Below are 12,927 nucleotides of genomic sequence, written 5' to 3'. Positions count from 1 at the left end.
CTTATTTCCGTTAGCGACGCAGACGTGGGTCGAACGCATCACGTAATCCATCGGCTAGCATGTTAAAGCTGATCATGACAAGTACGAGGATTGTCGATGGGATGACGAGCAAGTAAGGGAATGTTTTTAATTCTTTATATCCCTCATTGATCAATGTACCCAGTGACGGTTGTGGTGGAGCAAGACCAAGACCGATGAAGCTTAGGAAAGCCTCGAAGAAGATTGCACCTGGAATCGTGAACATCAATGAAATGATGATTGTACCGAGTGTATTTGGAATCAAATGTTTGAATACTAAACGTGCGCTAGAAGCACCAAGTGTACGTGCTGCAAGAACGAATTCCTGGTTCTTAAGTTTCAGGATTTGTCCGCGGACGAGTCGACTCATCCCAATCCAGCCGGTGATCGTCATCGCGAGGATGATGGTCGTGATTCCGGGTTCAAGAATCAAGATGAACAGGATGATTAAAATCAAGTTCGGAATCCCTGTCAGGATTTCCGCAATCCGTTGCATGATGTTATCGACGCGTCCACCGTAGTAAGCAGAAATTCCGCCGTACGTGACACCGACTAGAACATCAATGATTGCTGCGACAAGACCGATGAAGAGTGAAATCCGTGTTCCTTCCCAGACACGTGACCATAAGTCACGACCGAGATGGTCCGTACCAAACCAGAATGTATCTTTCACTTGTTTCGTTTCATAAAAATCGATTGGTTTTTCACCAAGCGTTGCCATTCCGTCAAAACCGGCCCATTCGAGACCTGTGATTTTAGGTGGAAGTTTAGCTTGAGTAATCGTTTGGGTATATGCATCTCTACCGGATAACATCGGTCCGAAGAGTGATAACAATGCGATGATGACGATGATAACGAGCGACAGGATCGCCGCTTTGTTTTTACGCAGTCGTGTCCATGCATCCTGCCAGAAGTTTAAACTTTTTCCGGCAATCCGCTCACCCGCTTGTTCATTAAATTCTACTGGTTGGAACAACGATGAATCGAACTGTTCTGCTTTTGCATTTGAATTTTGTTCTGCCATTATTTGCTACCCCCCAAACGAATCCGTGGATCGACGACACCGTACAGAATATCGACGAGCAAGATCATAAAGATAAAGACTGCCGAGAAGAACAGCGTTGTCCCCATGATAACCGTATAGTCATTTTGTGTGATGGACGAAACGAACAATTCACCGAGACCCGGTACGGCAAAGATTTTTTCGATGACGAATGTTCCGGTAATCAAGGCCGCTGTCATTGGTCCAAGAATCGTGATTGCTGGAATCAACGCGTTACGCACCATGTGTTTCCAAGTGATCGATTGACCGTCTAGGCCTTTTGCCTTAGCGAGCGTCACGTAATCCTGACCGGTGACTTCAAGCATCTCCGTTCGAACGAAACGGGCAATCGAGGCCGTTACTCCAAGCGATAAGGAAACGGTCGGAAGAATCGTATGTGCTGGACTTTCCCAGAAGGCTACTGGCAATACGCCCCATTTCACTCCGATATAATATTGAAGAAGTGACGCAAATACGAATGATGGCACGGAAATTCCTAGTACCGAAATGAACATCGCACCGTAGTCAACTGCTGTATTGTGGCGAAGTGCCGCGACAACACCGAGGACAAGACCAAGTAATACACCGAGAACAAGGGCTTGAATACCTAATTGAGCGGATGGTCCAATTCGTTCCATAATCAAATCTGTTACTGGACGGCTGTCATATTTAAATGATACACCGAGGTCTCCTTGAACTAAGTTGACCATGTACGCTGCATAGCGTTGTGGAAGCGGATCATTCAAGTTGTACTTATCCCGCAGGATATCTAACTGTTCAGGAGAAAGTTTCTCCTGGTTTTGGAACGGTGAACCTGGTAACAGATCCATTAGGAAGAAAGTGAACGAAGCGATGAGTAAAAACGTCAGTACGCCGTAAACAAGGCGTTGAGCTAAATAACGGCCCATAGATGGCACCCCCTATAAAGATTTTCTGTTTTTTTCGAAACATCAATAAAATCAGTATGACCCAAAATTGTCGGAACATTCAAGAATTTTGTTGTAAAAATTAAAATTCTTTTTTATTTTGGACTGATTGACGCCCCCCTGGCCGCTGTTTTTTCACAGTTAACCAATATTTCAGAATTTTTCGTTTGATTCCATTATACTTTGCTAACAAAGTAATTAGAACCCATTTTTTACGAAAAGTTCACATTTCTGCTAACAAAATGAGTTTCCATTCAGAAAAAATCGTATAAAACAGGAGCGTTCCTTGAAAACGTTCTCAAGGACGCTCCCATTTTCAATTACTTCACATCAACATATTTGTACTGGAAGTCAGCACCAAAGACTTGACGGTTAAAGTCTTTGACCGTCGGACGACTCAAGAATGCAGCACCCGCTTGATAAATCGGTGCGATCGCTTGGTCTTTTTCGATCAATTGTGACTCTGCTTGTTTAAAGAGATCAAGACGTTTTGCGACATCTGATTCTTCGTTGGCAGCGTTCAACAATTTATCGTAGGCAGACGATTTGTATTTGACGTCATTTTGACTGTTCGTCGATTCAAAGATCGATAAGTTCGACATTGGATCTTGATAGTCCGGACCCCAAAGCGCATAAGACATTTGGTAATCGCCTTTTGCTTCTAAATCCAGTTTGTTTTTGAACGGTTGTTGTTTAATTGAAACGGTAACATTCGGAAGGTTCTTCTCGATTTGCCCCTTCATGTATTCACTGATTTTCTTCGCGTCTTCGCTGTCGAATGACAAGAGTTCAATCGTTGCTTTCTTATCACCGTTTGCTTTTTTCCAAAGATCAGCTGCCTCTTTTCCATCCCGGTCGAACCAGTTGATGTCGCTTGTATAATCTTTTCCTGCGTCATCTTTAATAAATTCTTTCGGAATGAAGCTTGTTGTCGGGATCGAACCGTTCGCAAGTAGCGTATCTGTAATCCCTTTCGGATCGATAGCCCGTGCAATGGCTTTACGTGCATCGACGTTTTTCATCGTTGCATCTTCGTTGTTGAATTTCAAGTAAGCGATTGATGAACGAAGCGCTGTCTTGAATTCAGGTTTTGATTCATATGTTGCTACTTGTTCAGATGTCAATCCGGCATAATCGATTTCATCCGTATCATAGAGATTCACAACGGTTGAGTTGTCTTTTACGACGCGGATAGATACTTCATCCAATTTTACATTGTCTTTATCCCAGTAATTTTCGTTTTTCGTCAGAACACGTTTTGAATCCGTTTTCCAAGATGTCCAAACAAAAGGACCATTGTAAAGCAACTTATCCGGTTTAAGCGAGAAGTCTTTTTTGTTTTTGTTATAGAAATCTTCGCTGATTGGTGTATACGTTCCGAATGATGTGAGTGAAAGGAAGTATGGTGCCGGACGCTCGAGTTTAACTTCAAGTGTCTTGTCGTCAATCGCTTTGACACCTAGCTCGTCGACTGGTTTTTTTCCTTGCGAGACATCAGCACCGTTTTTGACCGTATCAAAGATGTATGCATAACCGGAAGCTGTTTTTGGATCGACAGCGCGTTTCCATGCAAACTCAAAATCCTGTGCCTTAACCGGTGTACCGTCTGACCATTTCGAATCACGAAGTGTGAATGTGTATGTGAGGTTATCACTTGAGATATCTGTTTTTTCAGCAAGTGCCGGAATCGCTTTCCCGTCTTTGTCTAACCGGTAGAGACCTTCCATCGTGTTTCCGATCATGTTGAATGCGACTGCATCCGTTGCTTGCGCCGGATCAACTGTCGTAATGTCCGACGTATCCGTCAAACGTAATACTTTTTTGCCTTCAGAAGAACCTGCATCTTTATCTCCGTCACCTGTTGTTGAACAACCTGCAAGTACAACACTTCCTGCAAGCATAACTGATAACGCGAGACCGACTGTTTTTTTATTCATCGGTGAGTCATCTCCTTTTCATTTTCAAAACCGCTTAATATAAACGATTTTTAGACATCTCGTCGAAACTGCCACAACGTTCCCCAAAACGCATTGACCTAGTTTCAAAAACTTAAACGAAGTGATAAATTGATTTTATGTGAGAATAACAATAACGTCAAGTGAATAGTCACACTATTTGCTATTTTATACGTAATGAATAGTACAGAGTCGTAACTGCTCTTGACTTTGCGTATAATGAAATTAATATCTTGTTGTAGGAGGTTCAACATGTCTGCTAAATTATTTCGTCCGCTTCTTGCTGCTTTGGTTTTAACCACCATTTATACGATTTGGGCTGTCGTTACTGATTCTACCCATACATTGATCTATCATTTGTCAGGTGGTTTGTTCATTGCCGGTTTTCTGTTACTTGCTATCGGATTCTTCTCCAATATGTCTGCCAATGGATTTTTCAAAGGCATCACTGCCGGCTTTAAAAAACAACGGGAAGCAAAGTTACGGGAAGTCGATGGGGATTATTACGAAGACGAGGATGAAGAAAGTGAACTTTTAGAAGCAAAACAGAAACGAGCTTCTAATCGGACGGCTCCTTATCTCTCGAGTGGTTTTATTTGTATCGTCGTCTCTTTACTCTTATCGTTCATTTGACGGAATTTTGATGACGATTAGAAGAAACATGTGCTAAAGTGGAGATAACGTTATACGAGAACATAGTGATGGAGAGTAGTACATCTGATAACCACTTACAGAGAGTCCATGGATGGTGGAAATGGACAGTCGGCGCAGATGGAATGGACTTCGGAGTGGCTGATTCGAAATGATGTAGAATCAGACGGGTCTGCCCGTTACAGCAAATGAGCGGCTAGTTTTCTAGCAACTTGGGTGGCAACGCGATGACTCGTCCCTTGAATGATTCAAGGGATGTGTCATCTTTTTTTATTTCATTTTTTTGGAGGGATTCTCATGAAAACGATTTTTTCAGGCATTAAACCAACCGGTACGGTTACGCTTGGTAACTACATTGGCGCGATGAAACACTTTGTTAATCTGCAGGACGAACACGATGCATATTACTGTATCGTCGACTTACATTCCATCACGGTCGAAATTGACCGGATTGAACTTATGAACAACACACGTGCGCTTGCAGCACTTTATATCGCAAGCGGACTCAATCCTGAAAAATCAACAATCTTCGTCCAGTCGGAAGTTAAAGCGCACGCTCAGCTCGGTTGGATGCTGACATGTCTGTCCGGTATGGGTGAACTGGAACGTATGACACAATATAAAGATAAGTCGCAAGGCAAAGACCGGATTGGTGCCGGATTGTTTGTTTATCCGACCTTGATGGCAGCCGATATTCTCTTATATGATGCAGAGCTTGTTCCAGTCGGCGACGATCAAAAACAACATATCGAGTTGACACGTGATTTAGCGCAACGTTTTAACAGCCGCTATTACGAAACATTTAAAATGCCGGAGCCGGTCATCGCCGAAACCGGCGCCCGTATCATGAGCTTGACGTCTCCCGATAAAAAGATGTCAAAAACGGATACGAATCCAAAAGGCTATATTTCGATGCTTGACGCACCGGACGTGATTCGCAAAAAAATCAAGTCTGCCGTAACGGATTCCGAGGGGATCGTTCGATTTGACCGGGAAAACAAACCGGGCGTCTCAAACTTGCTCGAAATTTATTCATTGCTGGCTGGTATTTCAATCAAAGACTTGGAAGCAAAGTATGATGGGTTGAACTATGGTGTCTTTAAAGCAGATGTCGCAGAAGTCATCGTGGCGGAACTAGAACCGATCCAGCAACGCTATTACGACTTAATTGATTCAGAAGAACTCGACCTGATTCTCGACAACGGTCGCGACAAAGCAGATCTGGTTGCTTCACGTAAATTGGCGAAAGTCGAAAAAGCGATGGGACTCCAACGGAAGCGCGCAAAAGTAAAGAAATAATTTCAGCTGGCTTTCAACGATCCTTGCCTTTCTTCTTATGTTTTAAGAAGAAAGGTTTTTTTTATTTGTACAACAAAAAAAAGTGCTCCCGGTTAAGGGAACACTTTTTATACTTATTTACCTTCGATTGAAGCCCATTTGTACGAGAAATCTGCGCCGAAGTTATGTTCGACAATTCCTTTAACGTATGGTTTAACCATGAATGCACGTCCACGCTGATAAACAGGCGAGATGGCTGCAGAATCAAGAAGGATTTTCTCTGCTTCTTGAAGCTCTGACCAACGTTTTGTAGCATCCGTTTGTGTTTTTGCATCGTTGATGAGTTTATCGTACTCTTTATCCGACCACTTACCACGGTTGTATGGTCCGTCAGTCAAGAAGAGATCGAGGAACGTCATTGGATCTTGGTAGTCAGGACCCCAGCCGGCGAATGAGAACTCAAAGTCGCCTTTGTTTTCGAGATCAAGTTTGTTTTTGAACGGTTGTTGCTTGATTGTGACTTTCATGCCTGGAAGGTTCTTCTCAAGCTCACCTTTCAAGAACTCACCGATTTTCTTCGCGTCATCACTATCGTAGTTAAGAAGCTCAAGTTCAACCGATTTTTGACCGATTTCTTTTAAGCCCTCTTCCCATAGTTTTTTCGCTTCGTCTGCATTGTACTCGTTGAATGTCGGGTACTTTTCACGGAAGTCTTTTCCGTCAGCATCTTTCGCGAAATCTTTTGGTACGAGATAGTTTGCAGGAAGTGATCCGTTCGCCAAGATGACGTCCGTGATTCCTTTTTTATTGTAACCCATGTCGATTGCGCGACGGATTTTTTCGTTGTTTAATGCTTTGACTTTCGTGTTCAAGTAAAGGTAGAAGATTGTAGATTCACCCTTTGTTTTGAACTCGTCATTATCTTGATACTGAGCAACGAATTCTGAAGAGAGACCAGCACGGTCGATATCGCCTTTTTCGTAAAGGTTAACTGCTGTTGAAGTTTCTTTAACGACCTTGACGTTGATTGTGTTCAACTTGACGCTATCTTTATCCCAATAGTTGTCGTTTTTGACCATTTTCCAGCCTTGTTCACGTGTCCATTCTGTTAACTTGAATGGTCCGTTGTAAAGTGATTTATCTGCTGTCGAACCGAAGTCCTTACCGATTTTTTTCGAAAGTTCTTCTGATTTCGGCATGAATGGTCCGAATCCAGTTAAACCGAGGAAGTAATCAGCTGGTGCTTTTAATTTGACTTCGAATGTCTTGTCGTCAACTGCTTTGACGCCAACCGCATCACGCTCGCCTTTTTTCGTGTTGTATTCTTCAGCACCTTCGATGTTGTAGAAAACATACGCGTATTGCGAAGCATTTTCCGGGTTCAAGACTTCTTTCCAAGCATATTCGAAGTCTTTTGCTGTGATTGGTGTACCGTCCGACCATTTAGCATCACGTAGCTTGAATGTGTATGTCAATTTATCGTCAGAAACTGTGTGACTTTCAGCAATACCTGGTGTCGGCTGTTGCTTGTCATCTAAACGATAAAGACCTTCCATCGTGTTGTTCAAGACGTTGAACGACACGGCATCCGTAGAAGTTGTTGGGTTAAGCGTCGGAATATCAGCACTTTCGATCAAGTTTAGCGTTTGCTCACTTGATTTTTTGTCTGAACTTTTGTCGCCCGATGATGTGTCATTTGAATCAGTCGTCGAACAAGCTGCAAGGAACGCGCTTGAAACGAGGGCTACAGATGTAGCCAGTGCAAAACTTTTCTTTTTCATGATACGATGACCCCCCTAAAATTTCCAAAGCTAGTAATCTAAGGTTTTTGAGCGAAAAAAAAAGTCGTTACTTTTATTCGACCAAAACCTCTCGTTACAAATAGTTTACAATGTTCTGATAATTTTGCAAACCTTTTATCCGATTTTTCTAAATATTTTTTCAAAACAATTTGAAAATAAGTGGAATTTTTAGTTTTTTGTGTGACTTTTTATAAAATAAAGCTAAATTTCTTTATTCAAAAAAAGCGATTTAACGGTCATCTGAACCGTTAAATCGCTTTTCCTTCTTCTATTCCTATGCGCAATTACGCGTGATAGCGTTTAAAGACGAGTGAAGCATTATGACCACCGAACCCAAGCGAGTTGCTGAGGGCATACTCCACATCCCATGACCGGCTTCCCTCGCGCACGTAATCAAGATCACATCCTTCACTTGGATTCTCCAAATGAATCGTCGGGTGAACGATTTGTTCTTGCAATGATTTAATCGTCGCGATGGCTTCCACTCCACCGGCACCGCCTAATAAATGACCAATCATCGACTTCGTCGAGTTGATGGCTAATTTTTCAGCATGATTTCCAAATACGGTATGGATTGCTTTCGTTTCAAGTACATCATTCATCGGCGTACTTGTTCCATGCGCATTGATATATTGAACGGCAGCCGGCTCAATACCTGCATCTTGAATCGCCATCGCCATTGCGCGCGCTCCGCCGTCACCATCTGGATCTGGTGCTGTGATATGGTATGCATCGGCCGTTAATCCGTATCCGCTGACTTCTGCATAGATTTTGGCACCGCGGGCAATCGCATGTTCATACTCTTCCAGTACCAGGATTCCGGCACCTTCTCCCATGACGAATCCGTCACGGCCTTCATCAAACGGACGGCTTGCCGTGTTTGGATCATGGTTCGTCGACATCGCTTTATTGGCACAAAAACCGGCAAATGCAAGATTGGTAATCGGTGCTTCTGATCCACCGGCAATCATGACGTCCGCGTCGCCGCGTTCAATGACGCGTAACGCTTCGCCAATCGCGTTCGTACCGGAAGCACATGCGGTGACGGAACAGTTATTCGGTCCTTTTGCACCTGTATAAATCGAAACTTGACCACTGGCCATGTTCGGAATCATCATCGGAATGAAGAATGGGCTGACACGGCGGTGTCCCCGTTCAAAATAAATTTTCGCCTGTTTTTCGATTGTTTCGACGCCGCCGATTCCTGATCCGATCCAGACGCCGATACGTTCAGCATTGGCTTTAACATCCAGATCAGCATTTTTGACTGCTTCCATACTGGCAACAAGTGAATAATGAACGAAACGGTCCATTTTCCGTGCTTCTTTTGCTTCTATGAATTCTGTAACATCAAAATTCTGTAGTTCTCCCGTGACTTTCGTTGGATATTCATCGATATCCAGACGCTCCATCGGACGAATCCCGTTTTCTCCGGCCTTTAAAGCGTTCCAAAATGTGTCGACGTCATTACCGATTGGCGTCAGTGCGCCCATACCTGTTACTACTACACGTTTTCTCATCATTTTATGTGTTCTCCCCTTTAGTCCAAGTAATATAAGCTGCTCCCCATGTCAAACCTGCGCCGAATCCGGCGAGGACAAGTGTCGTCCCCGGTGACAATCTTCCTTGTCGCCGTGCCTCTTCTAGTGCAAGTGGTATTGACGCAGCAGATGTATTCGCATGTTCGTCAATCGTCACAATCACTTTTTCTTCTGCAATCCCAAGCCGTTCACGTGCTGCATCGATGATCCGTAAATTCGCTTGATGCGGAATCAGTAAATCAAGTTCCGCCAGCGTTCCATCCGCTTTTTGAATGACTTTTTCCACGATGTCCGGTAACTTGCGGACCGCGAACTTAAACACTTCCCGGCCGTTCATTTCAATCGGACCATCCAAGTTTTTAAATAACAGATGTGCTCCGCGGCCATCCGTGCCCAGTTCAAAGGCATTCAATCCTTGTTGCTCGGTTGGACCGAGGACAACTGCTCCGGCACCGTCACCGAACAAGATGGCTGTCGACCGGTCTGACCAGTCAACGATGCTGGACATCTTCTCTGCTCCGATGACGAGTGCGTGTTTTGATCCCGTTGCCGTCATCATACTCGAAGCCGTCTGTAGGGCAAAAATGAATCCGCTGCAGGCTGCGCTAATATCAAAAGCTGTCGCACCAAGTGCGCCGATCCGCTCCTGAACGATACAGGCCGTTGACGGGAAAGCACGCCCGGTTGCCGTTCCGACAACAATCAGTCCGATATCGTCGGCTGTCAGGTTGGCATCTGCCAATGCTTTTTCCGCTGCTTCCGTCGCTAAATCCGTGACATCGACTGCATCATCTGCAATCCGCCGTGCGCCGATTCCTGTACGTGTCCGAATCCATTCATCACTCGTATCGAGTGTCGCTGCTAAATCATCATTTGTCATCCGGTGTTCGGGTAATGATGTACCGAGTCCTACAATTCCGATATTCATATGATTGCTCCTTTGAAATTAGTATCTGGTACTAATATAAAGCGTTAAACACATTTTGTCAAAGAGAAAAGAAGGCCTCCCGTTGAGAGACCTTCTTTTACGTCATCCAGATTACTCTGAATCAGCTAATGTACGGACGACTTCCATGACCATCTTCGCCGAATTAATCGAAGCAATCTCCAGGAATTCATCAAATGACAGAGATGCTTCTTCATCGGCACTGTCAGAAATCGAACGTGTCACGACGAACGGGACATTAAATTGATGGCAGACTTGTGCAATCGGTGCTGCTTCCATCTCAACTGCCGCGACATCCGGGAAGTTCGTTTTAATGAGGTTTGAACGCTCCGTATCATGGATGAACGAATCACCTGTCACGATCAAACCATGGACGACCCGAATCGCATCCATTCGTTCAATGACAGCTTCCGCTGTTGCAATCAATTTTGGATCAGCTGTATAGGCAGCCGGCATCCCCGGGACTTGACCATACTCGTAACCAAACGCCGTCACGTCGACATCATGGTGACGGACTTCCGTCGAAACAACGACATCACCGACTTTTAAACCGGCTCTGAATCCGCCGGCTGAACCGGTATTGATGACGGCACTTGGCTTGAAATGATCAAGCAGTAATGTCGTTCCGATTGCGGCATTGACTTTTCCGATACCGGATTTTAAGATGACGACCGGGACACTGTTCAACAGCCCTTCATAAAAATGATAGTTGGCAATGACCGTATCTTTTCGTTCCGATAATTCATTTCGAAGTAAGTTTACTTCTTCTTCCATCGCTCCGATGATTGCGATTGGCATGTCTTTTCCCCCCGTTCAAACAGAAAACCGGATTGCTCCGGCTGCTGTTAATTCGTATTTACTTGATTGATGTAATTTTTACAGCGAAATCTCCGCCGGGTGCTTGAACGGATACTTGTTCACCGACGCTGTGACCGAACAGACTTTTCGCAATCGGTGATTCGTTCGAGATTTTACCCGTGAACGGATCGGCTTCTGCACTACCAACAATCGTATACGTCTCTTCTTCATTGTCTTCAAGGATCAGGAAGGTAACTGTCGTCCCGATCCCAACAACCGAGATATCCTTCTCATCTTCCGAGATGATGGCAACGTTGCGTAACATCTCTTCCAGTTGAGCAATCCGGCCTTCGACCATTGCTTGTTCTTCTTTCGCTGAATCATATTCCGCGTTTTCCGACAAGTCACCAAATGAACGGGCAATCTTAATGTTTTCGACAACTTCTTTACGGCGGACTGACTTCAGTTCGTTTAATTCGTTTTCAACATTCGCTTTACCTTCAAGCGTCATGTAATACTGTTTTTCTGCCATTTTTGTCACGCTCCTTTTTATTCCACTAGTATAGTATATTCACATCTTTTTTGGAATCAATATCCTCTTTGATCAAGTGAAGACCGATAATCGAGAATTGCCCGGATCTTCGTGACGAGTAAATCGATTGCCACATGGTTTTCGCCACCTTCGGGAACAATGATGTCGGCATATCGTTTTGTTGGTTCACAAAACTGAAGATGCATCGGACGGACGACCTTCGTATACTGTTCGACGACGGAATCAATTGACCGCCCCCGTTCATTCATATCACGTTGCATCCGGCGCAGAATCCGAACATCGGCATCTGTATCCACGAAGACTTTAATATCCATCAATTCCCGTAAACGCTCGTCTTCAAGCGCCAAAATACCTTCGACGATGATGACGTCGCGTGGATCAAGCGGAATCGTTTCCGTTGCCCGTGTGTGTGCAACGTAATCATAGACCGGTTTTTCAACCGCCTGATTTTCTCGCAGTGCCTTAATGTGTTCGATCAATAAATCGTTATCAAAGGCAAACGGGTGATCATAGTTCGTTTGATAACGCTCTTCCATCGATAATTCACTTTGATCCTTATAGTAAGCATCCTGCTCGATCATGACGATGGATTCACTCGGGAACGCGTCGACAAGTGACCGTGCAACTGTCGTCTTTCCTGAACCTGTTCCTCCAGCCACACCAATTACAACCGGTTTTTGCATTGAATTCATACCTCCATCATTCATTCCGACTTTACTTTCCGACTGACGGAGACTCCGTCTCCAAGTGGGAAAATCGTCGTATCATATTGGTCTTGCTCCATCATCCATGCCGTGAATTCTTTGACCAGACGGACAAGACGCCGTCTTCTCCGGTCAAAGGTCTTCGGATCTGTCTCGAGGACATCTCCGTGCAAAAACAGGTTATCCGTATATAAAACTCCGCCTATTGGCACCAATCGCCCATAACCGTTAAAGAATTTTTTATACTGTCCTTTCGCTGCATCGATGAATACGGCATCGAACTGCTGTTCAAGGGTTTCGGCTAATTCTACTGCATCCGCAAAAACGATGTCAATCCGGTCCGCGACGTCTGAACGTTCAATGAACATCTTGGCTTCGGCGTATCGTTTCGCATTTCGTTCAACCGTCGTGATCCGGGCATCCGGTAAGGCACGAGCCATCCGAATTGCACTGTAACCAATCGCTGTTCCAAGTTCGAGAATTCGTTTCGGTTGTTGTAACGTCAACAACGATAACAAAACTTCCGATCCCGTCAGTTCAATGATTGGAATATGGTGCTCTTTCGCGTATACTTCCATTTCCTGTAACAAGGGATCACGCGGTCGAATCATCCCTTCGACATACGCTGTAAAATCATTCATTCGGAATTCACTCCTTCTGCGCATAAACAGGTTGACCGGGAACGAACATACCGTTCCCGATCAACCCCTTGT

At 44.4% G+C, this 12,927-nt stretch carries 12 protein-coding genes and 1 other annotated feature; of the genes, 2 read left to right on the top strand and 10 right to left on the bottom strand.

Annotated features, from left to right (window positions below):
* Positions 1 to 10 precede the first annotated feature (10 nt).
* From opp3C to DVG79_RS02760, 3 genes are all read right to left on the bottom strand, one after another.
* Complete coding sequence (gene opp3C / locus DVG79_RS02770; protein ID WP_114595364.1) at positions 11 to 1,042, bottom strand: oligopeptide ABC transporter permease; 1,032 nt, start codon at positions 1,040 to 1,042, stop codon at positions 11 to 13.
* On the bottom strand, positions 1,042 to 1,968 hold the full coding sequence (opp3b, locus tag DVG79_RS02765; RefSeq protein WP_114595363.1) for an oligopeptide ABC transporter permease: 927 nt from the start codon (positions 1,966 to 1,968) through the stop codon (positions 1,042 to 1,044). The genes opp3C and opp3b overlap by 1 nt, the downstream gene beginning before the upstream one ends.
* A 338-nt stretch (positions 1,969 to 2,306) precedes the next feature.
* On the bottom strand, positions 2,307 to 3,923 hold the full coding sequence (locus DVG79_RS02760; RefSeq protein ID WP_114595362.1) for a peptide ABC transporter substrate-binding protein: 1,617 nt from the start codon (positions 3,921 to 3,923) through the stop codon (positions 2,307 to 2,309).
* A 270-nt stretch (positions 3,924 to 4,193) separates the two neighbouring features.
* On the opposite strand from DVG79_RS02760, the gene DVG79_RS02755 reads away from it, so the two are divergent.
* Together DVG79_RS02755 and trpS are read left to right on the top strand one after the other, a co-directional pair.
* A complete protein-coding gene (locus DVG79_RS02755; RefSeq protein ID WP_114595361.1) occupies positions 4,194 to 4,574 on the top strand; it encodes a DUF3899 domain-containing protein in 381 nt (126 codons plus the stop codon).
* Positions 4,575 to 4,630: 56 nt separating this feature from the next.
* Positions 4,631 to 4,835, top strand: a binding site (T-box leader).
* Between the two features lie 54 nt (positions 4,836 to 4,889).
* A complete protein-coding gene (gene trpS, locus DVG79_RS02750; RefSeq protein WP_114595360.1) occupies positions 4,890 to 5,891 on the top strand; it encodes a tryptophan--tRNA ligase in 1,002 nt (333 codons plus the stop codon).
* A 113-nt stretch (positions 5,892 to 6,004) separates the two neighbouring features.
* Here trpS and DVG79_RS02745 read toward each other — a convergent pair whose 3' ends face one another.
* The 7 genes from DVG79_RS02745 to DVG79_RS02715 form a co-directional block, all read right to left on the bottom strand.
* Positions 6,005 to 7,651: a peptide ABC transporter substrate-binding protein gene (locus DVG79_RS02745; protein ID WP_114595359.1), complete on the bottom strand. Its 1,647-nt coding sequence runs from the start codon at positions 7,649 to 7,651 to the stop codon at positions 6,005 to 6,007.
* A gap of 305 nt (positions 7,652 to 7,956) precedes the next feature.
* On the bottom strand, positions 7,957 to 9,195 hold the full coding sequence (gene fabF / locus DVG79_RS02740; RefSeq protein WP_114595358.1) for a beta-ketoacyl-ACP synthase II: 1,239 nt from the start codon (positions 9,193 to 9,195) through the stop codon (positions 7,957 to 7,959).
* 1 nt (position 9,196) lies between these two features.
* Complete coding sequence (locus DVG79_RS02735) at positions 9,197 to 10,141, bottom strand: beta-ketoacyl-ACP synthase III (protein ID WP_114595357.1); 945 nt, start codon at positions 10,139 to 10,141, stop codon at positions 9,197 to 9,199.
* 111 nt (positions 10,142 to 10,252) lie between these two features.
* Positions 10,253 to 10,957 carry a 5'-methylthioadenosine/S-adenosylhomocysteine nucleosidase gene (gene mtnN, locus DVG79_RS02730; RefSeq protein ID WP_114595356.1) on the bottom strand — a complete coding sequence of 235 codons (705 nt, stop codon included), beginning with the start codon at positions 10,955 to 10,957 and terminating at the stop codon, positions 10,253 to 10,255.
* Positions 10,958 to 11,015: 58 nt separating this feature from the next.
* Positions 11,016 to 11,489 carry a transcription elongation factor GreA gene (gene greA, locus DVG79_RS02725; RefSeq protein ID WP_012370935.1) on the bottom strand — a complete coding sequence of 158 codons (474 nt, stop codon included), beginning with the start codon at positions 11,487 to 11,489 and terminating at the stop codon, positions 11,016 to 11,018.
* A gap of 56 nt (positions 11,490 to 11,545) precedes the next feature.
* Positions 11,546 to 12,193 carry a uridine kinase gene (gene udk, locus DVG79_RS02720; protein ID WP_012370936.1) on the bottom strand — a complete coding sequence of 216 codons (648 nt, stop codon included), beginning with the start codon at positions 12,191 to 12,193 and terminating at the stop codon, positions 11,546 to 11,548.
* Between the two features lie 20 nt (positions 12,194 to 12,213).
* Positions 12,214 to 12,855, bottom strand: coding sequence for an O-methyltransferase (locus DVG79_RS02715; RefSeq protein ID WP_114595355.1), 642 nt, complete (start codon positions 12,853 to 12,855; stop codon positions 12,214 to 12,216).
* Positions 12,856 to 12,927 lie beyond the last annotated feature (72 nt).

Origin of the sequence: Exiguobacterium sp. RIT594, assembly GCF_003339585.1 — a bacterium.
Lineage (GTDB): Bacteria > Bacillota > Bacilli > Exiguobacteriales > Exiguobacteriaceae > Exiguobacterium_A.
Note: the sequence above shows the minus strand (reverse complement) of the source record. Positions and strands in the feature narration are given on the sequence as shown.